Origin of the sequence: Microcoleus sp. B7-D4, assembly GCF_036705125.1 — a bacterium.
Classification (GTDB): Bacteria; Cyanobacteriota; Cyanobacteriia; order Cyanobacteriales; family Microcoleaceae; genus Microcoleus.
Window position 1 is genome coordinate 1 of the sequence record NZ_JAUBTT010000036.1, and the last position, 25,831, is coordinate 25,831.

The 25,831-nt window shown below is 44.4% G+C and carries 25 protein-coding genes and 1 tRNA gene; 7 read left to right on the top strand and 19 right to left on the bottom strand.

Annotation, left to right across the window (positions count from 1 at the left end):
* Positions 1-189 precede the first annotated feature (189 nt).
* From QUB12_RS37600 to ndhL, 8 genes are all read right to left on the bottom strand, one after another.
* Complete coding sequence (locus QUB12_RS37600; RefSeq protein ID WP_445252049.1) at positions 190-312, bottom strand: transposase; 123 nt, start codon at positions 310-312, stop codon at positions 190-192.
* The gene (locus QUB12_RS15985; protein WP_333307548.1) at positions 305-502 is read right to left on the bottom strand and encodes a hypothetical protein; all 198 of its coding nucleotides are present in this window, start codon (positions 500-502) and stop codon (positions 305-307) included. The genes QUB12_RS37600 and QUB12_RS15985 overlap by 8 nt, the downstream gene beginning before the upstream one ends.
* Positions 503-935: 433 nt before the next feature.
* Positions 936-3,353 (bottom strand): ATP-binding protein, encoded by a 2,418-nt coding sequence (locus QUB12_RS15990; RefSeq protein ID WP_333307622.1) that lies wholly within the window; start codon positions 3,351-3,353, stop codon positions 936-938.
* Positions 3,354-3,605: 252 nt separating this feature from the next.
* Positions 3,606-3,815: a hypothetical protein gene (locus tag QUB12_RS15995; protein WP_333143662.1), complete on the bottom strand. Its 210-nt coding sequence runs from the start codon at positions 3,813-3,815 to the stop codon at positions 3,606-3,608.
* Positions 3,816-4,690: 875 nt separating this feature from the next.
* Positions 4,691-5,338 (bottom strand): DUF6658 family protein, encoded by a 648-nt coding sequence (locus tag QUB12_RS16000; RefSeq protein WP_333307549.1) that lies wholly within the window; start codon positions 5,336-5,338, stop codon positions 4,691-4,693.
* A gap of 535 nt (positions 5,339-5,873) precedes the next feature.
* Positions 5,874-6,671 carry a tryptophan synthase subunit alpha gene (trpA, locus tag QUB12_RS16005; protein ID WP_333286531.1) on the bottom strand — a complete coding sequence of 266 codons (798 nt, stop codon included), beginning with the start codon at positions 6,669-6,671 and terminating at the stop codon, positions 5,874-5,876.
* 315 nt (positions 6,672-6,986) lie between these two features.
* On the bottom strand, positions 6,987-7,292 hold the full coding sequence (locus QUB12_RS16010; RefSeq protein ID WP_333104690.1) for a DUF3007 family protein: 306 nt from the start codon (positions 7,290-7,292) through the stop codon (positions 6,987-6,989).
* Positions 7,293-7,508 (bottom strand): NAD(P)H-quinone oxidoreductase subunit L, encoded by a 216-nt coding sequence (gene ndhL / locus QUB12_RS16015; protein WP_193972727.1) that lies wholly within the window; start codon positions 7,506-7,508, stop codon positions 7,293-7,295.
* 196 nt (positions 7,509-7,704) lie between these two features.
* On the opposite strand from ndhL, the gene QUB12_RS16020 reads away from it, so the two are divergent.
* Positions 7,705-7,789 (top strand) — tRNA-Leu (locus tag QUB12_RS16020).
* 338 nt (positions 7,790-8,127) lie between these two features.
* Here QUB12_RS16020 and QUB12_RS16025 read toward each other — a convergent pair.
* The 4 genes from QUB12_RS16025 to fmdA all read right to left on the bottom strand — a co-directional run bounded on the left by QUB12_RS16025 (position 8,128) and on the right by fmdA (position 14,909).
* Entirely contained in the window at positions 8,128-9,903 is a 1,776-nt protein-coding gene (locus QUB12_RS16025) for an ATP-binding protein (RefSeq protein ID WP_333307552.1), read from the bottom strand.
* Positions 9,904-10,153: 250 nt separating this feature from the next.
* Entirely contained in the window at positions 10,154-12,868 is a 2,715-nt protein-coding gene (locus QUB12_RS16030) for a DNA methyltransferase (protein WP_333307555.1), read from the bottom strand.
* A 320-nt stretch (positions 12,869-13,188) separates the two neighbouring features.
* Positions 13,189-13,452: a zinc ribbon domain-containing protein gene (locus QUB12_RS16035; RefSeq protein WP_333286526.1), complete on the bottom strand. Its 264-nt coding sequence runs from the start codon at positions 13,450-13,452 to the stop codon at positions 13,189-13,191.
* 281 nt (positions 13,453-13,733) lie between these two features.
* On the bottom strand, positions 13,734-14,909 hold the full coding sequence (gene fmdA / locus QUB12_RS16040; RefSeq protein WP_333286524.1) for a formamidase: 1,176 nt from the start codon (positions 14,907-14,909) through the stop codon (positions 13,734-13,736).
* A 203-nt stretch (positions 14,910-15,112) separates the two neighbouring features.
* On the opposite strand from fmdA, the gene QUB12_RS16045 reads away from it, so the two are divergent.
* The 6 genes from QUB12_RS16045 (at position 15,113) to ureC (ending at position 20,639) form a co-directional block, all read left to right on the top strand.
* The gene (locus tag QUB12_RS16045; RefSeq protein WP_333307558.1) at positions 15,113-15,988 is read left to right on the top strand and encodes an urease accessory protein UreD; all 876 of its coding nucleotides are present in this window, start codon (positions 15,113-15,115) and stop codon (positions 15,986-15,988) included.
* Between the two features lie 172 nt (positions 15,989-16,160).
* Positions 16,161-16,463: an urease subunit gamma gene (gene ureA, locus QUB12_RS16050; protein ID WP_006635319.1), complete on the top strand. Its 303-nt coding sequence runs from the start codon at positions 16,161-16,163 to the stop codon at positions 16,461-16,463.
* Positions 16,464-16,496: 33 nt separating this feature from the next.
* Positions 16,497-16,808, top strand: a complete 312-nt coding sequence (locus QUB12_RS16055; RefSeq protein WP_333143654.1) for an urease subunit beta — start codon at positions 16,497-16,499, stop codon at positions 16,806-16,808.
* 54 nt (positions 16,809-16,862) lie between these two features.
* Complete coding sequence (locus tag QUB12_RS16060; RefSeq protein WP_333300634.1) at positions 16,863-18,107, top strand: AAA family ATPase; 1,245 nt, start codon at positions 16,863-16,865, stop codon at positions 18,105-18,107.
* The gene (locus tag QUB12_RS16065; RefSeq protein WP_333143652.1) at positions 18,104-18,775 is read left to right on the top strand and encodes a DUF4276 family protein; all 672 of its coding nucleotides are present in this window, start codon (positions 18,104-18,106) and stop codon (positions 18,773-18,775) included. The genes QUB12_RS16060 and QUB12_RS16065 overlap by 4 nt, the downstream gene beginning before the upstream one ends.
* 73 nt (positions 18,776-18,848) lie before the next feature.
* Entirely contained in the window at positions 18,849-20,639 is a 1,791-nt protein-coding gene (ureC, locus tag QUB12_RS16070; RefSeq protein WP_333307567.1) for an urease subunit alpha, read from the top strand.
* On the opposite strand, the gene QUB12_RS16075 is transcribed toward ureC, so the two are convergent.
* The 7 genes from QUB12_RS16075 to QUB12_RS16105 form a co-directional block, all read right to left on the bottom strand.
* Positions 20,636-20,779 (bottom strand): hypothetical protein, encoded by a 144-nt coding sequence (locus QUB12_RS16075; RefSeq protein ID WP_333143650.1) that lies wholly within the window; start codon positions 20,777-20,779, stop codon positions 20,636-20,638. The two genes, ureC and QUB12_RS16075, sit on opposite strands and share 4 nt — an antisense overlap.
* Before the next feature lie 155 nt (positions 20,780-20,934).
* Positions 20,935-21,564, bottom strand: coding sequence for a hypothetical protein (locus QUB12_RS16080; RefSeq protein ID WP_333307571.1), 630 nt, complete (start codon positions 21,562-21,564; stop codon positions 20,935-20,937).
* A 191-nt stretch (positions 21,565-21,755) separates the two neighbouring features.
* Positions 21,756-21,953 carry a hypothetical protein gene (locus tag QUB12_RS16085; RefSeq protein WP_333307574.1) on the bottom strand — a complete coding sequence of 66 codons (198 nt, stop codon included), beginning with the start codon at positions 21,951-21,953 and terminating at the stop codon, positions 21,756-21,758.
* 140 nt (positions 21,954-22,093) lie between these two features.
* Positions 22,094-22,426 (bottom strand): CRISPR-associated ring nuclease Crn3/Csx3, encoded by a 333-nt coding sequence (crn3, locus tag QUB12_RS16090; RefSeq protein ID WP_333083735.1) that lies wholly within the window; start codon positions 22,424-22,426, stop codon positions 22,094-22,096.
* Positions 22,427-22,597: 171 nt separating this feature from the next.
* Complete coding sequence (locus QUB12_RS16095; protein WP_333307577.1) at positions 22,598-23,527, bottom strand: DUF192 domain-containing protein; 930 nt, start codon at positions 23,525-23,527, stop codon at positions 22,598-22,600.
* A gap of 19 nt (positions 23,528-23,546) precedes the next feature.
* Positions 23,547-25,400 carry an NAD+ synthase gene (locus tag QUB12_RS16100; RefSeq protein WP_333307580.1) on the bottom strand — a complete coding sequence of 618 codons (1,854 nt, stop codon included), beginning with the start codon at positions 25,398-25,400 and terminating at the stop codon, positions 23,547-23,549.
* A gap of 87 nt (positions 25,401-25,487) precedes the next feature.
* Positions 25,488-25,781, bottom strand: a complete 294-nt coding sequence (locus QUB12_RS16105; protein WP_333105335.1) for an isochorismate lyase — start codon at positions 25,779-25,781, stop codon at positions 25,488-25,490.
* Positions 25,782-25,831: the final 50 nt, after the last annotated feature.

A 25,831-nucleotide genomic window follows, 5' to 3' on the forward strand; every position in this document is an offset into this window, starting at 1 on the left:
CGCCCGTCCAAAAAGGACGGGCGGGACGCCCATCCCACAAACTTGTGGAAGTTATTTAATTCTCATTCCTTATAGGGTGTCTAAAATACAACCAATTCCCGCTTCATGAAGTACAGTAGCAACAGCTTGTCAACCCCTTTGTGAATTATTTAGTATTGAGTAAATAAGCGTCCAGTAGCAAGTAAAACATCAAGCTGGAGTGGTAGTGGTTGGAGAGAAATGACGTAAAAAAGCTTTCAGTTGTGACCACCATAATTCTATCGGATTAAAGTCTGGAGAATAGGGTGATAAATTGAGTAGACGCTTAGCCAGCCGATTGAATCAAGGGATCAATAGGAGAAGGGATTTTGGCTTGAGCACTAGGGAGGAAGGGAAAATCGCCGCCACTCAGCGCGGCTAGAAGTGAGAAGAGTAACGTCGAGCCAATGGTTTGCAGTTTCATCGTTTTTACTTCCTCCGTCAGATACATCACCTGAGCCAATATAGCAGTTATCAACCGCATAAGGTACACTCAGTAAAATTCATTAGCGTTTTGGCCTCGTACACACCAATCCTCTACTATTATGAGGGCGAGCAACTCATAACATTTTAAGGTAGCTCAAAGCTTGGTTCAAAAACTCGCCCATTGGCTAAGCTGCTACGCATTTAAATTGAATCCAGAGACGGGCAGGATGCCCGTTCCACAATAATTGTAGAAAAATTGAGTGTCAAATTAGGTGCACAACAGCTTAGGGAGAACTAAAAAATCTAGCTTCCCTTTCTACCGATGGCGGATTTTCCTTAAAGTTGGTTGGAAAAATTGATGTGATTGAACAACTGCTGGATAAAAAAATGATGCTACTTTAAAATAGTTATGCCAAGGCTTTCAAAAAAAGACCCCAATAAAATTCAGTATATCTTATTACGCGATCGCCCAAAAAACATTGAATTTGAATTCAAATTTCTCCCTTCACAGGCAAAACGATCGCAAACTCAGTGCCAACTCCAAGCTCTCCCTTCACCTCAATGCTTCCGCCATGTTTCTCTACCGCAATCTGGTGGACAATTGTCAACCCCAATCCCGTTCCCTTTCCGACACCTTTCGTCGTGAACAAATGGTCGAATATCTGCTGTTTAATTTCCTCTTTGATTCCGGTGCCGTTATCAGCAATTTTAATTTTAATGTACCCTTCGCTGACTAGATCCGTGCAAATCGTGATGCGGTTGGGATGGGCAGTAATTTCGCTAAAAGTGCGTCCTATATTTGACTCTTCTAAGGCATCGATCGCATTGGCAAGCAGGTTCATGAAAACTTGATTCAATTGACCGGGAAAACATTCGATTTTAGGGAGATTGCCGTATTTAGTTATCACTTCGATCTGCGGGCGGTGTTCGTTTGCTTTGAGACGGTGTTTCAAAATTAAAATAGCGCTATCAATGCCTTCGTGAATATTAAAAGGAACTTTGTAGTCTTTGTCGCCTCGCGAGAAGGTACGCAAACTGTTGCTGATGCTGCAAATGCGATCGCATCCAAGTTGCATTGAATCAATCATCTTCGGTAAATCTTCCAAAAGATAATCGAGGTCTATCTCTTCGGCGTGGTCGGCTATTTCCGATTGGGATGCACCGGAGCGATACAATTCTAAGTGTTCGATAACATCTTCCAAACTTCTTTTACCTTCGCTTAAATTGCCAGAAATAAACCCAATCGGATTGTTAATTTCGTGGGCAACTCCGGCGACTAAATTACCCAAGGCAGACATTTTCTCACTTTGCACGATTTGCAGTTGTGCTTGTTGTAAATTTTTTAAAGTTCTTTCTAGCTGTTGATTTTGCTCTTGCAAAAGTTCGGCTGCTCGCTTGCGATCGGTGGCATCAACAGCCAAACCAATAATCCCGATTGTCTCGCCCAGGGAATTTTTTAACTGGACTTTCGTGATTTCTAAATCGTGTAGTTTGCCGTCAACAAGTCTGAGAATTTCGCTGGAGTAATGCGGCAAATCTTGAGCAAGGCAGGCGGCATCGGAAGCCAGACAGCCCGCTGCATTCTCCCCCAGTATATCTTTATAATGATCGACAGCTAGGAAATCGCTCAGAGACACGCCCACATCTTGAGAAAATGTCTTGTTCAAAAACTGTACTTTACCACTGAGATTCACCATCCAAATCCAAATCGGAGCGACATCAAGAATCGCTTGGAGCATTGTTTTCTGATCTGCAAGCTGAGCTTCGGTTCGACTAATTTTTACTAGCGATCGCTCTAATTGTAGGTTGTAATCCTGATATTTTTTATAGAGTAGAGCATTTTGCAAACAGATGGCTGCCTGGGAACACAGGAGATTGAGAAGTTGCAGGCGATCGCGGGTAAAAACTTTGGCGGTTAAGCGGTTTTCCAGATACAAAATGCCGACTAAGTTGCCTCGATCGAGAATCGGCCAACACAACAGGCTCTGCGGTTGGTATTTGAGGATGTAGGAGTCGGAATCCCAATCACGTTGTTGAGCGAGATCCCGAACAATCACAGGTTTCAATAAATTTTTAACGCAGTCAACAATTGTGAGGGGCAAGATATCGCTGTTTTCATCGAGTTTTGCCGATGATAAGTTGATCGCCCATTCGAGTCCCGAATTGTCGATCGCGCTGGTAGCCGCGATTTCCCATTGATTGCCATTTGGCAAAATCAGCGCCCCTTTGTTAGCTGCTGTATTTTTCATCGCCAGTTGCATCAGTTTGGCAATCAGTCGATCGAGTTCTCTTTCACTAGAGAGCCCTTGACAAGCTTTTAGCAGTGTTGAAAAATTCCCGAAATCTGAGACGCTCGCCGAAACAGACGGAGGAATGGATGGATGAATGGATGGATGAAGCGATTGATTTTGCCCAGCAGGTGTGGGAAAATTTGCTAATGGATTTGCAGGGAGTTTGGCGGGTTCTAAAATCGGTTTTAATAATTGAGGATAACGTTTTTCTAAGTCGTCAATTTTTGCTCTATCTCCCCAGCGGACATAGCAATCATAGGCATCTATCATGTAGAGTCTGGCAATTTTTTCTCTTCCCAACGACAGGTAAAACTTAGCAGCGAGTTCGCAGGCAAGAGCTTCTTCATTGACATATTCGTTAGCTTTAGCTCCGGTAATAGCTCGATCGTACAGTTCCATTGCTTCTGCTGTCTGTCCCAAAACGCCGAGCAATTCTGCCTCAACCAGATCGAACTTGTGTTGGTAATTGATCGGCGTATGGTGCGCGAATTCTTTGAGTTTTTTCTGACTAGCCTGAACGCGCTTAAGGATTTGTTGGCGCTCCGTCGGTGTGGCATCTGCATAGAGTGCCAAATCGGCCAGAGCATCATGAAAGTCGTGCATCATAGTTACTAGCATCAAAACAGAATTCCCAAGATAAGGTTTGCCTCCATTTCCCCTGTCGATTGGCGGTGGATTACGGCTCGAATATATCCCGAATCCGTGGCCTCTTTTTGCTAAAATTTATACACCTCCATCTGGCAGATAACAGTCTAGATTAATTGAAAGATTGGAATGTTTAATGTATTTGTAAATAACCGGTCTGCGTTCAAGTTCGTCGAGAATGTCTGTTCGGTTGAGGACTATTTCTCCCGATGCAATTAACGGTCGCTAATGCAACTTTATTCGATTGTGGCAGCACCGCGTCCCGGAAATCCTCCGCCACCACGACGTAGGTTTGAGAATTTTAGCGGCGGGTTGTCGGTCTTTCTCGTGCACGAACGGATCGATAGCCGATCGAGAATCTGTGTACAATTGCGCGATCGGGCGATATCCCTGCCTTACCGCAGTCAAATCTACTGCATCTACTATGGCGTCCATATCCGCTGGCCTCCACCCAGACATTAAGGTAACAAAACGTAGTGTATCTATCTTAGGGCATAAATACCATAATTTTCCAGCGGTCGATCAGAAATTCTACTTATTATGTGTTAATAAAAAACATTTTATACTTTGGCGATCGGGATTAAAGCTTTTTACTTACGTATAAGTTTCTGCTGTTAATCTCAAATGCGATTCAATGAAGGCGTAATACGGTAGAAACGCTGCCTTATCATGTCTTGAAAAATACAATTGCTAATTAAGTGAATTTAATATAGCGCGATCGACCAACTTTCCGCTACTATATGGAAAATTTTTTACCTTAAAAAATGAAAATACAATGTATAGAAATAATAAAAAATCCGTCGTGAAAGGAGTGACACTCCACTCCCCCCTAGAAAAGGACAGGGCCGTTGCATTGTGGTGAAACCCCCCTGCACTCTACTTCCGGGCTAATAGCCCTGCCAGGGGTTAAAACCCAATCAAATATTAATAGGCAGTAGTCTTCACATGACCGAAAGCATCCAGGATACAAGCCCCCGTATTCATCCGTGGGGTCAATGCTTCAATTCTTTAATCTAAAATCTAAAATCTAAAATCTAAAATCGATTGACCGAAAGCATCCAGGATACAAGCCCTCGGATTCATCCGTGGGGTCAATGCTTCAATTCTTTAATCTAAAATCTAAAATCTAAAATCGATTGACTTTACCTAGATTCCGACAGGGGTTAAAACCCCTGTCGGAATGTAGCTTCCCGAGAAGGAAACAGCGTTATTTGAGATTAGTCGTCTGTCGCTCTTTTTGTCGCTCGTTGAGGTCAGTCAATATCTCGACTCACTTTCTAGGGAACCTTGTCCGATGCCTCTTCAGCGTTCTATCTTGCATCTCGTGCTGCATCATTGATATTTTCTTGGCCGCCGCTGGTACCATATCTCAGAGACTCAGTACCCTCTGATACTCTTTCTTTTGCTCCCTGGGTGGCTTCTTTAACAATATCTTTTGCTCCCTGCAAGCCTTCGCGAGTGTTTTCTTTAAGATTAGAAAAGCCTTGTTTGGTTTTGTCGCCAAAGTTATCAGCTTTGCGCTGGGCGGTGCGAGCATCTTCCTTCACCTTGTCCCCAATTTGGCCTAGTTTCTCAGGCGCGTCATCCGCTACCCGCCGTACATTTTCGCCTACATTGTTGCTAGATTTCGTGTCAATGCGGTGCTGCGCTTCCTCTTTGAGAAGCTGAGCTTTTGCTTCTGTTGTTGTAAGCTTTTTGTTTCTGGGATCGACATCGGGGTAGTCGTTCATGCCGCCTTTGAATTCGGACGTTACAGCCCCGGTCGGTACTTCTTCTCTAATTTGGTCGGCTGTTTTTCCTACCCTCGCATCAGCTTTTCCTGCCATCACATCCGTTTTTCCTGCCGCCACACCAGCGCCGCTGCAGGCCGTACTCACTAATACTAAAATGCCAGCCAGAAACACGGTTAAAATTTGTACAGCTCGAATTTTTTTCAGAAATGCAGTTAGTCTCTTCATAAAAATGCTCCTTTCTATTGTGAGATTCTCAAATGCCTTGTGGCTTTGTAGATGTCTAGCCTTACCAAATTAGGCACTTAAACACTTTTTTAGTATACGAATAGAAACAGGAGCTTTTCATCTATCTCAAGTTAGATTCCTGAAGTTATAGTAGAAGGAAGAAGGAAGAAGGAAAAAGGAAGAAGGAAGAACGAAGAAATAACAAGGAAGAAGGCTCTTCGGCTTGGCGAGCGGATAGAAATCAGCAATCAGGAAGAAGGAATGGACAATCCTCAATATTTTACCCATTATTAAAAGTCGCAGCACCCCCCACGGGACAAGGCAACGCCGTTTCCCTACATGGCTGTTGGGTTCTGTGTGCGCGCACTAGGTTGAGATGTTTTGCGTTTTTTTAAGTTAAAAAAAAACCTTCCGGTCAGGAACCAGAAGGCAGTGGATGTATGATCTCAAGTACAACAAGGTCTTTAATCGCAATTGTCGTGGCCTATCCCGATCGCACACATCTGTCTAATGGCTGAAAGTATGTGCACACTTACTAAGCATTTTGAATCGCTGTTTTTAAACTCTTGCAGAATTCGCCTATCGCCTCTAAACCCTGTTCTGGAGTTCCTTCAGCCAAGCGTTTGACAAAAGCACTGCCAACAATCGCAGCATCTGCACCCCATTCTTTCACTTGGCGAGCGTGTTCAGGTTTCGATATACCAAACCCGACGCCGATGGGTTTGTCGGTGACGGTGCGAAGTTCTTGCAGCAACTCTTTTGCTCTCGTTTCTAAGCCTTCGCGTACTCCCGTAACCCCCGTCACGCTGACTAAGTAAATAAATCCTTGAGACTGACGAGCGATCGCTTCTATACGACTTTTGGGACTTGTCGGAGCAACTAATAATGTTAGTTCAATCCCTAATTTGTTGGCAGGTTGGATGAGACTGTCGGCTTCTTCTAAGGGCAAGTCTGGTACAACCAATCCCTGAACTCCAGCACTTTTGATTTGCTGCAAGAAGGTTTCTATACCTCGGTACAAAATCGGGTTGTAGTATGTGAAGAGAATGATGGGCGATCGCAAATTCGGACTAACTTTCGCTACCATTTCCAGCACCGAATCTAACCGCGTTCCCCGCTGTAGAGCCCTTGTAGCAGCAGCTTGAATCACCGGCCCGTCAGCTAGCGGGTCAGAATAGGGAACGCCAAGCTCGATCGCGTCTGCACCGTTATCATCCAAAATTTGCAGTGCTTTAGCCGTTGTCTCCAAGTCTGGGTCGCCAGCAGTAATAAAAGGAATCAATGCACATTGGTGGTTCTTGCGTAACGTTTCAAAACAATTAGAAATAGTCATTAGGCAGTTGTCAGTTGTCTGGTGTCAGTTGGCAGTTGGCAGTTGGTTGTTGGCAGTTGGTTGTTGTCTGGTGTCAGTTGGCAGTTGGTTGTTGGCAGTTGGTATTAGCTAATAACAACTAATATCATGTCCGATCGATTAACCATAATATCCCGGTCGGGGCGGGTTTTTGAGATTGTCAATTATTAGCAGGTATTGTTGGCGAGGGGAGCCCCTACAAAAAGCGTGATCGCTCGACCGGACATGATATAACCACTAACAACTAACCACTAACCACTGACAACTGACAACTGACAACTGACAACTAACCACTGACTAATTATCTTTTTCCTGCTCAATTTCGGCTTGAAGTTTGGCTAATTCTTCAGGAGTGAGTGCATCTAGCTGCTTCTGCAAGACAGCTTCTTTGTAGTCTTGCAATTGCTGGCTGTAGGTCATATTTTGAGTCAGTGCTCGAAATAAATAAGTCACCAGCCAGCCAATCAAGCCGGCGACCAAAAATAACTGACTCCAAATCCCTGCATTCATGCTGTCGAGTCCGGCAAATTGCAGTAGCAAGTAGACAAACCCACCTGCTACAAAAAAGCCGACACTGATTCCAATTACGTCAATACGTCGCATTTATGCTTCTATCTGCCGCCGTTTGGGCCGAAAATTCAAAAACGGAGCTAGCAGAAACATACCTGGGAAGAAGAAGAACATCAAGAAGTACATGAAGCCGCGCTCAAAAGAGGTAGCGACGTACCAGCGGCTGTTCAGGTAAGCGTAGGTGGCGGCGGGTACTACCAGGAGGTAGGCTCCTGCCAAGACGGCGTAAAGCAGTAAGGTAATATACATTTTTTGCTCTAGAGGAATAATAACACGGGTAGTCGGTTGACACGCTCCGTTAGCTGGTTAACTATTGTACCGCTTGGGGAGAGCCAGCGCGACTTTTGGGAATTTTTTGATTAGGGGTTGCGTAAATTGGGGTTTTGCCTGTAGAATAAAAGGCTGTTGCTGTTAGTGGCTCAAAACCACAGCAGCTTGACCAAAGGGGGGCGTGGCGGAATGGTAGACGCTACGGACTTAAAATCCGTTGACCCGAAACGGTCGTGTGGGTTCAAGTCCCTCCGCCCCCATCCATTTCAATCATTTGTGATTCAATGGTTTCAGATTTATTGTCACCAATAGTTCTGTTTTCCGCTCGATTTTCGCGCTAATGGTTTTTTACTATGTCCAAAAGCGCCTCTATATCTGCCCAGTTCGCCCCGGAATTTTTACGTCGGGTATTCAACTGGTTGAGCAAAGCGGCTGGTTTGGGAAATTGGGCGACGGTGGGAACCGATTTTTTATGTTCATCCCGCCCCGCGTAATATTAAGCTGTTGTGCATTTAAATTGAATGTCAAAAAATAATCAAGCGTCTTGTGGGGTGGGCGTCTCGCCCGCCCTGAATATGCAATTTAAATGCGTGACAGCTTACGCAGCAACTGGCAAAGTAATCACAAATTCCGTGCCCTGTCCTATTTGAGAATTTACCTCAATTTTGCCTTGATGCTTGGCAAGGATTTGATAGGAAATAGCCAATCCTAATCCAGTACCTTTGCCGATCGACTTTGTAGTAAAAAATGGGTCAAAAATCTGTTGGACGCTTGCGGAGGCAATTCCCGGCCCGTTATCCCGAATCTTGACGGTGACAGTATTGTCGGCCGTAACTTCCGTGCTAACCCAAATCGTTGGCGAATAGCCTTTGTCTTCCTTTTTCACTTCCTCCAGCGCATCTATTGCATTACTAATAATATTCATAAATACTTGATTCAGTTGCGCGGGATAGCACTCAAGCGCAGGCAACTTGCCGTATTGTTTAATAACTTGAATACCTTGTTTGAGCCGATGATTGAGAATTACGAGGGTGCTATCAATTCCTTCGTGAATGTCGGCTGATTTCATTTTTCCGTCGTCGCATCGCGAAAAATTCCGCATGGATAGGACAATTTCGCGAATGCGATCGGCTCCCATTTTCATCGAACAGAGAGTTTTTGGCAAATCTTCTCTGAGAAATTCGAGTTCAATGTCTTCGATGCGCTCTAGAATGGCATCTGGTGGGTTAGGATAATATTCTTGATAGAGAGTTACCAAATCTACCAAATCTTTGATGTATTGGTTGGCATAGTCAATGTTGCCCCCGATGAAGTTGACAGGATTGTTGATTTCGTGGGCTATCCCTGCAACCATTTGACCGAGAGATGACATTTTTTCGGTTTGAATTAATTGGGATTGAGTTTCTTTTAGTTCTTTTGTATACTCGCTAACTCGCTGAATTAATTGATTGAAAGAGACCGCTAAAACTCCGATTTCATCGTCGGTTGTGACTGGTACTTGCAGGTTAAAATTCGATTCGCGAGCAACTTGCTGAGCCACATTAGTAACGGTTTCGAGGGGTTGGGCGATCGCGCGGCTGGTTTTGTCCGCCAGTGCGACAGCGATGAGTGCGGAAATTAGCATACTTCCGAGAATAATTCGGTTTCGCAAATTTTCAGATTCTTCTAATGCTTGGGTTCCTTCCTGTTTGTGAATTTCTACTTTAGAAATTAGCTCAGTTAAACGTTGAGCAAGGTTATCTAGTACGATCGCCTCTTGGCCGCTGCTAGTCCTCAACATTTGTAGCTGTGCGGACTCGATGCTGTTGGGAGGCAAGTTCCAAACTTCCGCTTCTTTTAACTGCAATTTAATTAGCTGACCGTAGTCATCAATGACGAGGGCAGATTTCTTCAATATAGCGTGCAATGCTGCCTCTTCTGTTGCTAGTTTATCGGGATGTTCTCGTGCGAAAGATTCAATTTCTGAAATCAGGATTTTCGCCTGAGTGATTTGCCCGAAAAAGCGATCGTGTTCGTATTGCAGCAACACCGTGTTTCCCAAAACGGCCGGCAATCTCGCCGCGTGCGATCGGGCTTCAAATACGGTATTTTGCAAATTTTGCAGCAGTTGCTGCTGCTGCCCAGCAACATTCACCTGAACTAAAGCTTGCTTGCGAAAGTAGTCTCCCAATCGCAGTCCCGCACCCGTTCCCAAAATCGCTATGCCGATAGCTAAAGCATAGCCATAGCTAATTTTTTGACCGATCCGCAAACGGTTGCATTCTGCCTTTAGCCCAGTTATATTAATAGTTGATTTTTGTAACAAATGTTTTTGAGCATAGTGCTCTTGCTCTACCTTGCTATTCTTGGACTGACTGTGGTTAAATAATAACATTGGAAGTTCCTCCCAAACAAATCAGGAGTAATTGAGCGAAGAAAAGCAGAATGCACTTATGCTGAAGGTCGAAAGCAGTTGTGAGTGTTGAAGTTGGAATTTTGAAATCTTTAGCTCAAAACTCACCCCTCAATACTCAACGCTTCCCCTAGTATCTCTCTTTTTAGGCTAGAGTGTTTGTGATCTCTATCAACAATTTATGTGATTATACGCAAATTTACAAAACTTAGGGTGACAGCGATTAGTATTTTTAGTCTGTTGGGACACCAGGCCCAACTACCGATTCTTGCCGTTTTTCTTTTTCGGCCAGTTCTAGGTTTAATTCCAGCACTTTTGCTAAAATATCGTCGCTGTCAGTCAATCCGTAAGCTGCATTACATTCGCGATCGAGCTTAGCGTGGAGTTTATCAAGTTGACTTGTTGGCTCTTCAAAAAATTTATTGTAAAGTTGAGTAATTCCCCACTGCTTTGCTGACATTTGTTGAGTGCGGTATTGATGCAATTCGACCGCCGTTGCCCGAATTTGCTCTACTGATTTACGAGTCGGTGTCTGGGGAAATGGGAAAGTTTCAAAGCAGGTATTGTGGGTGTATGCGATATCTCCTTTGAGAGTTGATTTTTGAGCGTGCATCCAAATTCGGTGAATTTTAGATGAGAGAATGCCGAGAATATAAAAATCATCAGAGACAACGACTTTAGTTTTATTTCCGGGCAGCCATTCACAAGAGCAAGGAACGAAAACAGCCCATTTGGATACCTCTGGAACTGCAAAGTAGTGAGATAAAGGGGCGATCGCCTTTCTCATTGCTGGTCGTTTTTCGCCATATTTCCACCAATTAACTTTAGTTACTTCTCTGCGGTTTTTATCTCGTTCAGGCTTGACATGAGCTTTTACATACTCGAAAGGCAGCACATATTCACTCGCTTCTTCAATGCTCATATCATTGAAGTCAATAATCCAGCGTTCCGGCATACCGTTAGGATTCTTTGCTAGATTTGCACCCATTGAAAAAAGTTTAAGAACCTCTTGATTTTTAGTATCTTCTTTAATCCAATCATTAACCTGTTCTTGAGTAACGATAAATCCCATACCCACCGGAATTACCCCTTGAAAGCATTTATTTAAATTCGCTGACAACCTAGCAGCTTGAGAAACATCAATCGTAGCTTGCAGCGAAGAGTTGATACTAGAAACCGCGAGGTTATCTAAATAATAAAGTTTCGGCTTTTCCTTGCTCCAGTTAATCAAACTAACATGAACCTTAGCTTCCCCCGACCAAGGCTGAGTAGAAACTGCCGCATAAATGTGACCGCCATTTTGCGCGACATAATCTAAAGCAGCAGCACGACTTTTACCTTGACTAATTGAATTAGTAGCAACTAAACCAGCCCGGCCATTTAGTTCTAAATTATTGTGAGCAATGCGAAACCAATAAGCACAAAAATCAACCGAATCTTTCACATCAGGAAAGCGTTTAAACACGCGGTCAATATATTCATCTCCCAGGGCAATCCTCATGTGCTTTCCGCCTAAAAACGGAGGATTGCCGATAATCGCGTCAGCCTTCACCCAATCAGTAAATAAAGCATCCTTACAGACAATATTTTTATCCAAAGTATCTAAAGGCAGAGAAGGTTCTTTCAATCCCAAATTATCGATCGCTACCTTGCGGCCGATCATCAACGTCACCCGCGCCAACTCCACGGCAAACGAGTTAATATCCATGCCGTAAAATTGCTGCGGCGTGACTAAATTCATATAACCTCTTGTACCGTCTAACTCGTTTAGCTTATCTAAAAGTAACTTTTCAACTTGCTTAAGTTCCTGATAAGCTACATACAGAAAATTACCCGAACCGCAAGCCGGATCTAGGACGCGATAGCGACCTAATTCTTGGTGCAAATTTTGCAGTTTTGCTACGGTATTTGCAGCGTTAATTCGCTCTTCCCAGTAATAGCTAATTGTGGGCAGAACAATGCGGCGAATGTCTCCCTCCGTAGTAAAGTGAATCCCGTAGGCGCGGCGCTGTTTTTTATCTGTTTTCAAAGCCGATTCAAAGATATTGCCAAAAATAGAAGGGCGTACCTGACTCCAGTTTTGTTCGGCACAAGCTTCTAATATTTTCAACTCTCCCTGTTGCAGTTCAATGGGATGTATTTCCGAAAATAATCCGCCGTTGAAATACTCGACTCCTTCATAACGTCCTTCCGGCGTGACTCCCTGCTGATTCATTGCTTGAAATAAGCCGCCCAAGACATCGTAAGAACTTGCTCCTTCTAGGCAATCTTTGACGCAGCGAGTAAAGAGTGCCGACGGCAAAAGTCCCCTATCTTCGGCAAACATTGCTAAGACGCATTGCAACACAAATCGCTGTGCCTGAAACTGATTAAATTTAGCAAATTTGCGCTCGTTGCCGCGTTCGATTAGCATTTCCAGCAGCATCCCCATTCTGCTAGCAGCTTTTTCGGTAATCTCGACTTGGTTGTTTTTGAATATGGGGCGGCGGCTAGTAGATTCCATGAAGGCAAAAGCGGGCGATCGCGCGGGCAATTGCTTTAGGGATATAATGTCTACAGGCTGATCCGGCTGAAGGTCGAAATCGTAAATGTGAAACTCGTCAAAATTGCACATCATCACGTAGCGCGGGCGATCGTCTTTTTTGAGGCGAATATAATAGCGTTCTGTTTGGGTGCGGTGTTCTCTTTTAGTCAAATCTTCACCGCGCTTTTTCATTTCAATCAAAACGTGCTTTTTCCACACCAAATCAGCAAATCCCATTTGACCTTTTTTGCTGCTTTTTTCTATGCGTTCCTCATAGGTTGCGCCTGCTTCTAATGCCCCATCGTGGCCGAAAGCCCGAAAGAAGCGGTCTAAAAATACCTGTGCTTGTCCTTTTTCATCGCCTGTAATGTGTTGTTGGCAGTAGGTAACGAATTTTTGGAGGCTTTCAGGGGTTGCTGGCATGGGAGGATAATTTAAAACGCATATTAATTAGTATAATCTGGTTAGAAGTTACGCAGCGATCGCTTAAAATTTCGATACTCCCTAGCCTTTTTTAAAGAGAGTAGAATTGATTCATACTTCCTTTGCCCGCCAGGCCCGCCAGGCCCGCCAGGGACTGAAGTCCCTGTCTAATAGCAAAAGTCGGTTGAAACCGACTGAAATACAGGACTTACGCACAGCAAGCAAATACTAACTTTACAGTCCTCTTAAGAGGACTTTCGCTTTGAGGCAGGGAATTCATTCCCTGCCGGACTATCGGACTGTCGGAATATCAAACTGGATCAGTGACCGATCATCCAAGGTCGTCCCCCTCGGTGTTCGCGATTCCGCTGCGGTTTAGGTTGCTCAGAACGCTTAACTACCTCCGGTTCCCGATTTTCTTGACCTTTCAACCGCAGCTTTCCCGTTAAAATCATCGGCGGCGAAAAGATGCGTTTAGCAACAGTTTCGCAATTCGGGCAAAGCACCGGTGTATCTGATTCTGCAAGAGGGCGCCACTTATCAAAAATGCCGCAAGTTTCACACTTAAAATCGTATAGAGGCATATCAATTTTTGAGGGTAAATTTGGATGCAATGACTAGGGCGGGCCGCGCATTTGTGTTAATTTAAGTTCAACTTAAGGTCAAAGTTAGTATCAGTCTGCTGTCTGAGTCACATTCCTCTAGATCCCCCCTAGCCCCCCTTAAAAAGGGGGGGAGAAGAGCGCTCAAAGTCCCCCTTTTTAAGGGGGATTTAGGGGGATCTAGACTCGGATAAAAGCGAGAGATACAGAGGGCTTTAGTCTTAAGTTCACACCCCCTTGACTGGCCCGGCCCGCCCTACTAATTAAGACGGCAGAATATCCATCTGGAAAATTTCTGTCGGTAAAGCAATCGTGCAGCAAGCATTGGGAATATCCACAATGCCGCTGATGCGACCCTCCACAGGAGCACAGCTTAACAGCAAATACGCTTGTTCTCCGGTAAAACCAAACTTTTTCAAATATTCGATCGCATTCAAACAAGCTCGTCGATAAGCAACGTGGGCATCCATATAATACTGCTGACCCGTAAATTCATCAACAGAAATCCCTTCAAAAACGAGGTACTCAGAATAGCGGGGTTCCACCGGCCCTGGTTTGAAAATCGGGTTGACCATCGCGTATTTATCCATGCCACCTTTGATAATATCAACGTGGAGGTCGATGTAGCCCGACATTTCAATTGCCCCGCAGAATGAAATCTCCCCGTCTCCTTGAGAAAAGTGAATATCTCCCATCGAAAGTTTCGCGCCTTCGACATAAACCGGGAAATAAATTCTCGAACCCCGCGACAGGTTTTTAATATCGCAATTGCCGCCGTGTTCGCGGGGAGGAACAGTGCGCGCCGCTTCTGCCGCCACTCGATCGAATTCTGCCCCTTGCAGCGAGCCCAAAATTGCATTTTTGGAGTTCGGCAGCGCTGCTAAAGGCGGCACTCGATCGGGATTTGTTGCTACTAATTCCGCTTCCCGTTTGTTCCATTTATTCAACAATTCCTGAGAAGGAGCGCAGCCGATTAAACCCGGATGAGTAATCCCAGCAAACCTGACTTTTGGTATGTGTCGGGAAGCGGTATAAATTCCCTGAAAATCCCAAATTGCTTTAGCAGCAGTCGGAAAATGTTCGGTTAAGAAACCGCCGCCGTTTTCTTTAGCAAAAATTCCCGTAAAACCCCATTCGTCCCCTTGCAAAGCCCCGATATCGAGGATATCGACTACTAGAATATCCCCCGGCTGCGCGCCGTTAACGTAAATTGGCCCGCTCAAAACGTGAACTACTGTTAAGTCTACATCGCGAATGTCGTCGGGATTGTCGTCATTTTTAATTTGTCCGTCTGTCCAGTCTTTGCACTCGATGCGAAATACATCGCCGGGATTGACGGAAACTACTGCTGGAATATCTGGATGCCAGCGATTGTGACCGACTAATTCCTGTTCTGACATCGGTTTGGTCAAATCAACTTTGAAGAGAACTTGAGGCATATTCTGCACTCCTCTAGTTACTGATTTTTACATGGTACGCGCATCTTCGCCGATCTGATGGTTGATAAATGTAAATTCTTATACTAATAAGTGCAGAAACCAAAAATATTTCAGAGAACGATTATCATTATTTAACTAATTGCAGGGAAGCGCCGCAGTCGTGGTATGTTTTTGATTGGGAATGTTTTTAAATTTAAAAATTAGTGACGGAAAATTTGACCAAACAACATATAGATCAAGTTGAAAATGGATGGCACGGCAGCCTGGATTTAGTCTACGCTAACCGCAGCGGCTCAACTCAAATCATTCACAATCAAATGCAAGCGCCCCTAAAGGTGCAGCGCCCGTTTTATCCTGAAGGTAAAGAGATTTGTCACAGCGTCATCTTGCACACGGCTGGTGGAGTTGTCGGGGGCGATCGACTTTCCAGCCATTTTCACCTCCAACCCAACGCCAAAGCCTTGATTACCAGCGCCGCCGCTAGTAAAATCTATCGTAGCAGCGGACTAGAATCACAACAAAATATTGACATCAAACTAGAACCAGGTGCTAATTTAGAATGGCTGCCACAGGAAACAATAGTTTTTGACGGCGCAATATATCGGCAAAATTTGCGGGTAGAATTAGCACCAACAGCGAGGATTTTACTGTGGGAAATTACCCGATTTGGACGCAGTGCTAGGGGCGAAAAGTTCTTGTCTGGAGAATGGATCTCGCACACCGAAATCTGGCAACAAAACAGCCCTTTATGGATTGACAGACAATTGCTAAAAGGTGGAGAAAAAATGCTCGAAAGTCCTCACGGCCTCGCAGGAAAACCCGTAGTCGCCACCCTCGCTTGGGTAGGCGAACCCGTAACCACAGAAATCGTGGAAAAAGTGCGAAATTTGCCATGTGAGGCAACAATTTATCCTGGTAATTCCACCGTCGGCGTGACTCGTATTCCTAACGGTTTGCTGTGCCGATATCGCGGTACATCCACCACCGCAGCTAGAGACTGGTTTGTCAACATTTGGCACTTGCTGCGCTTGTCTTTTTCACAACGCCCTTGCTGTTTGCCCAGAGTTTGGATAAAATAGGATGATCTTTGAGTTTCAATGTATAGTTGCCCTCCTAACTAGATTATTCATCTCTCTCTTCTCTGACTCTGCGCCCTCTGCGCCCTCTGCGGTTTAATCATTCTTAATCATTCAGCAACAACCGTAAACGATATCATAACCAAATAATGCGATCGCACTTACCCGAATAAAAATGCAACTCACCCCCCAAGAAAAAGACAAACTGCTGATTTTCACCGCCGCCCTGGTAGCAGAGCGCCGCAAACAAAGAGGTTTAAAATTAAACTATCCAGAAGCACTAGCCTACATTTCCGCCGCCATTTTAGAAGGAGCAAGAGATGGCCTCACCGTCGCCGATTTAATGAGTTACGGGACAACTCTCCTGACGCGGGAAGATGTGATGGAAGGGATAGCAGAAATGGTGCATGAAGTCCAGGTGGAGGCGACTTTCCCCGACGGAACTAAGTTGGTAACAGTCCACGATCCGATCCGTTAAAAAATTAACCACACAGACTCATAGGAGGAAAAGATGATTCCCGGAGAAATGATTGTTTCAGCAGGTGAAATAGAACTAAATGCCGATCGCCCTACGCTGCGGTTGCTTGTAGGAAATACGGGAGATAGACCCATTCAAATCGGTTCCCACTATCACTTCTATGAGGCCAACGAAGCCTTAGAATTTAATCGAGAACAAGCAAAAGGAATGCGATTGGATATCCCCGCAGGTACAGCAGTCAGGTTTGAACCTGGAGATGAAAGGGAAGTGCAATTAGTGCCGTTTGTTGGTACTCGTCAAGTCTACGGCTTTAATGGAAAAGTGAATGGTGAGTTAGATGGATGAGAGACAATTAGACTATTATAGGACTTACGCGAAAAACCCAGTTTCTGAGAAAAATTGTGCATCTATGCGAGAGATATTGACAGAGAAACCTGGTTTTTGGCAGCCGTGCGTAAGTCCTGTATTATCAACAATATTACTAAAACGACAGGTAGCGAAATGACACCGCACTCCCGAATAACCTCAATCAAAATTCAGGGTTATAGACCATTCCGAGATTTTACTGCTTTATTGGAACCAGTAGAAATTATTGTCGGAGCTAATGGTTCTGGGAAATCAAGCCTGTTTGAGTTTCTAAAATTTTTGACCGACAGTATGGAAAGCGAGATTCCTAACGAAATTATTAAGGGTTCTATCGGTCAACAGATTTTCCATATTCCCGGCTCAGAAAAGTTTGAATGGGAGCTTAAAATTGATACAGGTGAGTCTAATATCTCCTATCAAGGAGAACTCATGGGGCCGAGAAGCAATCCGCAAATTTCTTTCGAGCGAGTGGAGTCATCTCAACATTTATTCATGGATATTAAAGGTACTGAAGGTTTGTATCGCGAACCAGGATATGCAGAGACAAATCGCGTATTTCCAAAACGCAATCAACTCGCACTCAGGACAATAACAAATCCAGATTTAGCAACTCTCTATAAACTACGAGAGTATATCGGGGGTTGGAAATTTTACAGTTCATTTAACATTGCTAATCACAAAATTCGCAAATCTGTTCTCATTGAACAAGAACCAGTGTTGGATGAAGATGCAGGCAATTTGAGTTCAGTATTACACTATTTAATGACTGAACATAGCGCCGTTTTTGATGACCTGCAACAACATTTACAATCAGTTATTCCAGGATTCAAAAAATTGACTGTAAAAGCTCGCGGCGGGCCTGGAGAAGTTATCGCATTTTGGCAGGAAAAGGGGATTAACCAGGATTTAAGTCTTGCGGATTTATCCGATGGTATTCTAAGATTAATTTGTTGGATTTGTCTTTGTTTGCACCCGAAACCACCCTCTCTAATTTGTATTGATGAGCCGGATCAAGGTGTTCATCCTCGGACACTCCCTCTTTTAGCAGGATTGTTTGAAAAAGCTGCTGAACGCACTCAGGTTCTTTTGGCTACTCATTCTTCTTATTTTTTAACCCAATTTGATATTTCCCAAATTGCTGTGGTGCGAAAGGAGAATGGAGAATCAAAGTTTATTAAACCTGGTAATTCCAAAGTTTTAACAGATATGCTTGATGACTTTGGGACAGAGGAAATTGAAAAACTCCACCGCAGTGATGAATTGGAGCTTCTACCATGAGGGTAATTATCTATGTAGAAGGGCCATCAGATAAAAATGCAATGGAAGCATTGTTAGTAAATTTGATTGACCAAAAATCTGAAGAAGGTGTCAGTATAGAGTTTTTTCCAATCAAAGGAGAGAACAATGATAGAGGAGGTGACGCTAAAAAAGAGTTGCTGCTGAATGCTCCAATAAAAGCTGTTAATATTCTTTGCAGGACTCCGAATTCAATTGTAATTCTGTTGCCAGACTTATATCCTAAGAATAAAGGGTTTCCCCATGAGACTTTTCAACAGCTAAAAGCTGGAATTAGGGAGAATTTTTATCAAGCATTACAAAAGAAAGGTATTCAGGATGAACGTCTCAAAGAACGCTTCAAAGTTTTTTGTTTTAAATACGAAATGGAAGCTTTGATTTTGGCGGCTGAATCTGCATTACGAGGTAAACTAGGAGTTACTTCTCTAGCTGTCACCTGGACAATACCAGTAGAAGACCAAAATCACGATCGCCCCCCCTCGAAAATTGTAGAGCAACTTTTCCGAGATGCTGGCAAAGGATACAATAAAAAAGTGGATGCAAAATTGATACTAGGGAAGACTTGGTATCAAGAAATTGCCGAGAAATGTCCTCAATGTTTCAAACCATTTGTTGAGTTTATAGAAGGTATACAAACGGAAAATTTTTAGCATAAATTAATGTATACTCAAGCATTGGGGCAATGAGAAAAATTCTCGAAAATTTGATGAGGAGCTAATTAATATGAGTTACAGAATGGATCGCCGCGCCTACGCGGAAACTTTCGGGCCGACTGTGGGCGATCGCGTCCGGTTAGCCGATACAGAATTATTCATAGAAGTTGAAAAAGACTTCACAACCTACGGGGATGAAGTTAAATTTGGCGGTGGCAAAGTCATTCGCGACGGCATGGGACAGTCGCCTATTTCTAATGCTGATGGTGCGGTTGACACGGTAATTACTAATGCTTTAATATTGGATTGGTGGGGAATTGTTAAAGCAGATGTTGGGATTAAAGACGGGAAAATTTACAAAATTGGTAAAGCCGGAAATCCTTACATTCAAGATAGGGTAGATATTATTATCGGGCCTGGTACTGAAGTGATTGCCGGTGAAGGAATGATTCTGACTGCCGGGGGAATTGACACTCACATTCACTTTATTTGTCCGCAGCAAATTGAAGTGGCGATCGCCTCTGGAATCACGACAATGATCGGCGGCGGCACTGGCCCCGCAACGGGTACAAACGCCACAACTTGCACTCCGGGGCCTTGGCATATGTACCGAATGCTGCAAGCTGCTGACGCTTTCCCCGTAAATCTAGGGTTTTTAGGTAAAGGAAATAGCAGTCAACCTCAAGGATTAGTCGAACAAATCTTTGCCGGTGCAATGGGTTTGAAACTCCACGAAGATTGGGGAACTACACCAGCAACGATCGACACTTGTTTGAGTGTCGCTGACGAGTACGATGTGCAAGTTGCAATTCACACCGATACTCTCAATGAGGCGGGATTTGTGGAAGCTACAATTGCCGCATTTAAAAATCGCGCTATTCATACTTACCACACCGAAGGTGCTGGCGGCGGACACGCACCGGATATTATTAAAGTGTGCGGACAAGCTAATGTTTTGCCCTCGTCAACTAACCCGACTCGCCCTTACACTGTCAATACTTTAGAAGAACATTTAGATATGTTGATGGTTTGCCACCATTTGGATCGAGGCATTCCTGAAGATGTGGCTTTTGCTGAATCGAGAATTAGAAGGGAAACTATTGCTGCTGAGGATATTTTGCACGATTTAGGTGCGTTTAGTATGATTTCTTCGGATTCTCAGGCGATGGGAAGAGTTGGAGAGGTGATTATTCGGACTTGGCAAACGGCACATAAAATGAAGGTTCAAAGGGGGAATTTGAACGGGCAAGATGCCCGTTCCACAGGTGATTTATACGGGCAAGATGCCCGTTCCACAGGGGGTTTGGGCGGGCAAGATGCCCGTTCCACAGGGGGAGAAAATGACAATTTTCGGGTGAAGCGGTACATTGCGAAATATACAATTAATCCGGCAATAACTCACGGAATTAGTCAGTATGTCGGTTCGGTGGAAGAGGGGAAATTGGCGGATTTGTGTTTGTGGCGGCCGGCTTTTTTTGGGGTGAAACCGGAACTGGTAATTAAAGGAGGGGCGATCGCCTACGGGCAGATGGGAGATGCTAACGCCAGCATTCCGACGCCGCAACCGGTGCATATGAGGCCGATGTTTGGCAGTTTTGGCGGTGCGATTGGGGCGACTTGTCTGACGTTTGTTTCCCAAGCTGCGCGCGATCGAGATATTGCCGCACAGCTCGGTTTGCAAAAGCCCACGGTAGCAGTTTCCGGCACCAGACAAATTACCAAAAGAGACATGAAACTCAACGATTATTTGCCACAAATGGAAGTCGATCCAGAAACTTATGAAGTCAGGGCGGATGGGGAATTGTTAACTTGCGAACCGGCAACAGTTTTGCCAATGGCGCAGCGCTACTTTTTGTTTTAACTGATATTTTGCACCATTGTCAGCAACAGGCAAGATGCCTGTTCCACAACATATAAATTTTCTTGTGGAACAGGCACCATTTTCAGCAACAGGCAAGATGCCTGTTCCACAACATATAAATTTTCTTGTGGAACAGGCATCTTGCCTGTTCCTAAACAATTAATTGAAAAGGGTGCAATATCTCAGTTTTAACCGATTATACAATCATGTAGGGGCGGGTTTTACCAACAATATTTGCCAAAAATCGACAATCTCAAAAACCCGCCCCCACGCAACGACCAATTTTCATCTTACTTCATTCGGGATTGGATTTCCTGTTAGAAAAATTGAGCGATCGCACTATCAAACCCTGACACAAAAACCAAAAATAAAGTGCAATATTAATCCCGCTCAACAGCTTCGGTATTCCCTCCAGCAAGATCGAAACAATCTCGTTTTTTAAAGGCAGCGCTTCTGCAAAAAAGGCAACAAATAACAAACCAACGCCACTCAGCAGTAAAGGATAGGGAGTCGAGCGAATTTGTTTCCGAAAAGCTAATCCGTATGCAATTGCCAGGACAGCGTAAAATATGACAATTGCCGCTTTCGGAAAACCCGCACGTCCCAGATGAACGTGGGTGCGAAAAACTTCATTGAACAGAAAGCAACCTGCAAACAGTGCCGAATATAAAATAAATCGATTTTCTGGGCGATCGGGTTGAATAATTCTCAGCAATCCAAAGGTAAAAGCGCACACCATTACCGATAAATAAAATAACATTTGAAACGCCAAAAAAAAGAAACCTGCACCCGGATACGTGGCAGAACAAGGCGGCAAAAATAACCCTTTTACTGAAGAACCGAACAAACTCAGACACGCCGTCACTAGCCCAACTAGCACTAAAGTTAGACTATTGAACAACAATACAGTTCTGTAATTTGCCATAATTAATAACTAAAAGCTAACAACAGTATATTGCGCGTCAAACCATTTTTTGCTAGGGCTTTTGCACGGGGGTTCAGAAACCGGGTTTTTTAGGAAAATACTGCGTTGTGACTCGCAGATTCGGTAAAAAACCCGGTTTCTCTGTCGGAGTGCGTAATTCGCGATCGTGTTCTTTGAGTAAAGGTGAGATATTAGGTTTCGTAGGTGTGATAGCGAGTTGTAGAAAAGATATCTAGTCGAGGTGCAACTACCTCATCCACAGGTGTGGAACCTGCACGGTTAGAGAATTTATCTCTCCTGCCATTTATATCAATTCCTCCCACAGCAATTCTGCCGCGATCGGCATTCATAGCTGGATAGTCTGGTGCACAATAGTCTGGACTATTCACTCAAAACGCTCTAATTTAATCGCGACTCTCCTGGATTTGTGGTGGAAACATTAGTGTTAGCGTGTCGCTAACGCAGGTAATATGCCCCCACCACGGGAAGTTTTATTTTTATTTATTATCACCTAAAACTCAGGAGAGTCTTAATCGCTTGGTAAACTCAATTTTAATACCTGTCCAACAGATACCTCGTGCTTGTGCGTCGCTACTACCACCGCACCTTCTAATCGCGGATCGTAACATCCCACCCAAGCAGCAGGATGACATTCGTGCACTAAATACCCGTACAGCCAAATTGCTCCTCTACCTTCAATGACAATTCCTTGGCTTAATTGAACGTCTTGAGGAAGTTTCAAACCTTGTAAATCATCGGGTGTGATAATACCGTCTTGAGTTGTAATTCGCAAGCGCAAATGTTGGTAAGCTAAACCGTCTTGAGTTTGATGGGGGATTATTTTTAATTCAATAGGATTCATGGGATGCACAAATGTTGAATGCTGCGATAAAATCATATCATGTCTGGTAGTATGGGCGGGGGCGGGTTTATTATATTGTAGATTATGGGCAATTATTGTTTGTGAACCCGCCCCTACAAAATTTAATATCATACAAGTCCGAATCAAACAGACATGATATCATCTACCTTTTTAGGGTAAATTGGGAATCCGATCGCCAATTTTGAGTCCCAATTGGGCCGCCCTTCCGCCTTTGAGTTCAATAACTCCGTCAACGGGAACATCCGGGCCGTAGTTGGGGCAGGTTTCGCTCAAACACGGCGGTACGTTAGGAATTATCGCCTGCACGACGCCTTCCCGCAGAAAAACCATATCGAGCTCAATAAACACGTTTTTCATCCAAAAACGCACGTTTCGCGCGGGTTCGATGGGGAAAAGCATTCCTCTGTCGTCTGGCAATTCTGTGCGAAACATTAAACCTGTGGCTTGTTCTTGGGGAGTTTGCGCCACTTCCAGTCCGATCGCGCGATCGGCTATAATCGTGTTAACAGAAATTGGCAAAAGCTGACCCATATCTATCCCGGCAAACAGCGACATAAAGTGGGATTCAGTCAGATTAGAATTTCCCGGAACAACTCCTAAATAATTACCAGAGTTTTTATCTTTCATAATAGTTTGGTTATCGGTAACAGAAAGCTCTAAATCGCTAAACTTCATGCCTTCGGTCAAGACAATTTTATCATTGCCGTTGCCAAAATCTGTAATTATATCGGCTTGACTAATAGTAGATGCGGCGGATGTTTTTTCCATCACAAATAAATCCTCCCCCGCGCCTCCTGTCAAGATATCCCTGCCTTCGCCACCTATTAGCAAATCGTGACCCCGATCGCCAAAAATCGCATCTTCACCTTGTCCTGCATAGATTGTATCGCTTCCCTGCCCGCCAGACAGCGTATCAGCGCCTTCATTTCCTGCTAGCAAGTCATTTTCCCGATCGCCAAAAACTCGGTCATTTCCCCCCAAACCTTGAATAGTATCATTACCTGCAAATCCTCTAATGGTATCGTTGCTGAGAGTTCCCGCGAGAAAATCGAAGCCGGAAGTACCGTCGATGTTAACCATTTTGCGTTTAATGATGCGTTTAATAAAAGGAAGATTTGGCGATCGGCATCCGCCAACCGGTACCAAAAGCTCGATCGCTAATTTTCAAACCAGGGGCTGCTTGCCGCCGTTTAAACTCCGCTTGCCTCACTAATTTTACTACCCGTTTAACCACGGCTTCATCGTGTCCGGCAGCGACCATTTTTTGGGCAGATTCGTGATGTTCTATCAACCGATACAAGATGTCATCCAAAACATCGTAATCCGGCAAAGAATCTTGGTCAATTTGGCCAGGTTTCAGTTCAGCACTCGGCGCTTTATTAATAATATTAACCGGAATAATTTCCTTGCCCAGGGGCTGGCACGGGTGTGGGTACGGAGAGGGCGGGCACGGGGGCACCGCCCCTACATATCCGCCAGAATTCAGCCACCGACAAAGCGAATAAACGCGAGTTTTCGGCACATCGGAAATCACCGCCAATCCCCCATTCATATCGCCGTAGAGAGTGCAGTAACCCACCGCCATTTCCGACTTATTGCCCGTCGAAAGCAGCAAATGTCCGAACTTGTTAGAAATTGCCATCAACAGATTGCCTCGAATCCGCGATTGAATATTTTCCTCAGCAATCCCGAAAGTTGTATTGACAAACAAATTGGCGAGAGTGCGATCGTAAGTTTCCATCAAATCGCCGATCGGCAACATTTCGATCGCAATGCCCAGATTTCGGGCTAATTCCAAAGCATCGTTAACAGAATGATCCGAACTGTAAGGAGAAGGCATCAACACCCCTAGAACATTTTCGGGCCCGATCGCGCAACTGGCGATCGCCGCCACCAAAGCCGAATCTATCCCGCCACTCAAACCGAGTACAACCTTAGAAAAACCGCACTTGCGAACATAATCTCGCACTCCCAAAACCAAAGCAGCCCAAATTTCTGCATCTCCCTCTGCCGGATGAAAACTCAAATCAGTTGTGGAACGGGCATCTTGCCCGTTCCCGCCACTGCCAACGCCACTGCCGATCGAACCTAGTTTTTGTCGTCCTTCACATAATCCCAAATCAGTTGTGGAACGGGCATATTGCCCGTTCCCGCTGCCAACTAAATCTTGTTTAGCTGGGTCATATTCCAGCACCACAAAATCAGTTTCAAAAGAAGCCAATACCTGAATTAAATCACCCTTTCGATTCACAGCAAAACTGCTGCCGTCAAAAATAATATCGTCATTTCCCCCTACCTGATTAGCGTAAATAATCGGTTTCCCGCAGCGGATGACGCTGTGCTGCAACATCGCCGATCGCACTCCCCGCTTTCCCGCAGAATAAGGCGATGCCGACAAATTCACCACTAAATCTACACCCAATTTTGCCAAATCGGAAACAGGATCGCCCGCGTAACTGCGTTTACCCCAAAACTCCTCATTGTTCCACAAATCTTCACAAATTGTAACGCCGATTTTGACTTTGCCAATAGTAAAGTAATTGCTGTTTTCTCCCGGTTCAAAATATCTATCTTCATCAAATACATCATAAGTAGGCAACAAGCGTTTATGAAAAACTTGTTTGACCACGCCATTTTGCAACAAAACAGCGCTATTAAACAAGGATTTTCCGCCGAGTTTAACAGCATTAGCATTAGGTAAGGCAGTGCCTGCTATGACTGCCAACTCCGGCGGCAAAGCTTGCGCCAGTTGCAGCAACTGTGCACCTGCATCTGCAATGAAACTCGGATTGATTAACAAATCGCGCGGCGGATAACCGATCAGGGAAAGTTCCGGTGTTAGCAATAAGTTTGCGCCCTCAACATCAGCTTTTTTCGCAGCCTCCAGAATTAGGTTGGAGTTGCCCAAGATATCACCAATAGTAGGATTGAGTTGTGCGATCGCAATTTTCATCTCACCAAATCACCTAATAAATATTGCTAACAGTCCGCCCGCGCGGACTCACTTTCCTATAGTCCTAGATTTGAATGTAGCGAAAGATTACTTGGATTTGTAATGTTTCAACTCTTCTTCAATATAATAATTTACCAAATCCCGGTAAATATTTTCAACCACATCAGGATTCAAACCCGATTCTTGAGCCCACTCGCGCCGCTGCTGTAACATATCGTGAAAGCGATCGAACGATTTAACGCTAGCTTCACTCGTTTTGAACCTTGCGGCCGCGATGACGTATTGAAATCTCTTGCTCAAAGCCTCGATCACTTCTCGATCGATGATATCAATTTCCTCCCGAACTTCGTGAATATTAGCGCATTCATCAGGGTCTTTCATCGTCTGCACTCCTTAATAGCTTCTATTCTAATGTTACTAAATTGATCCCC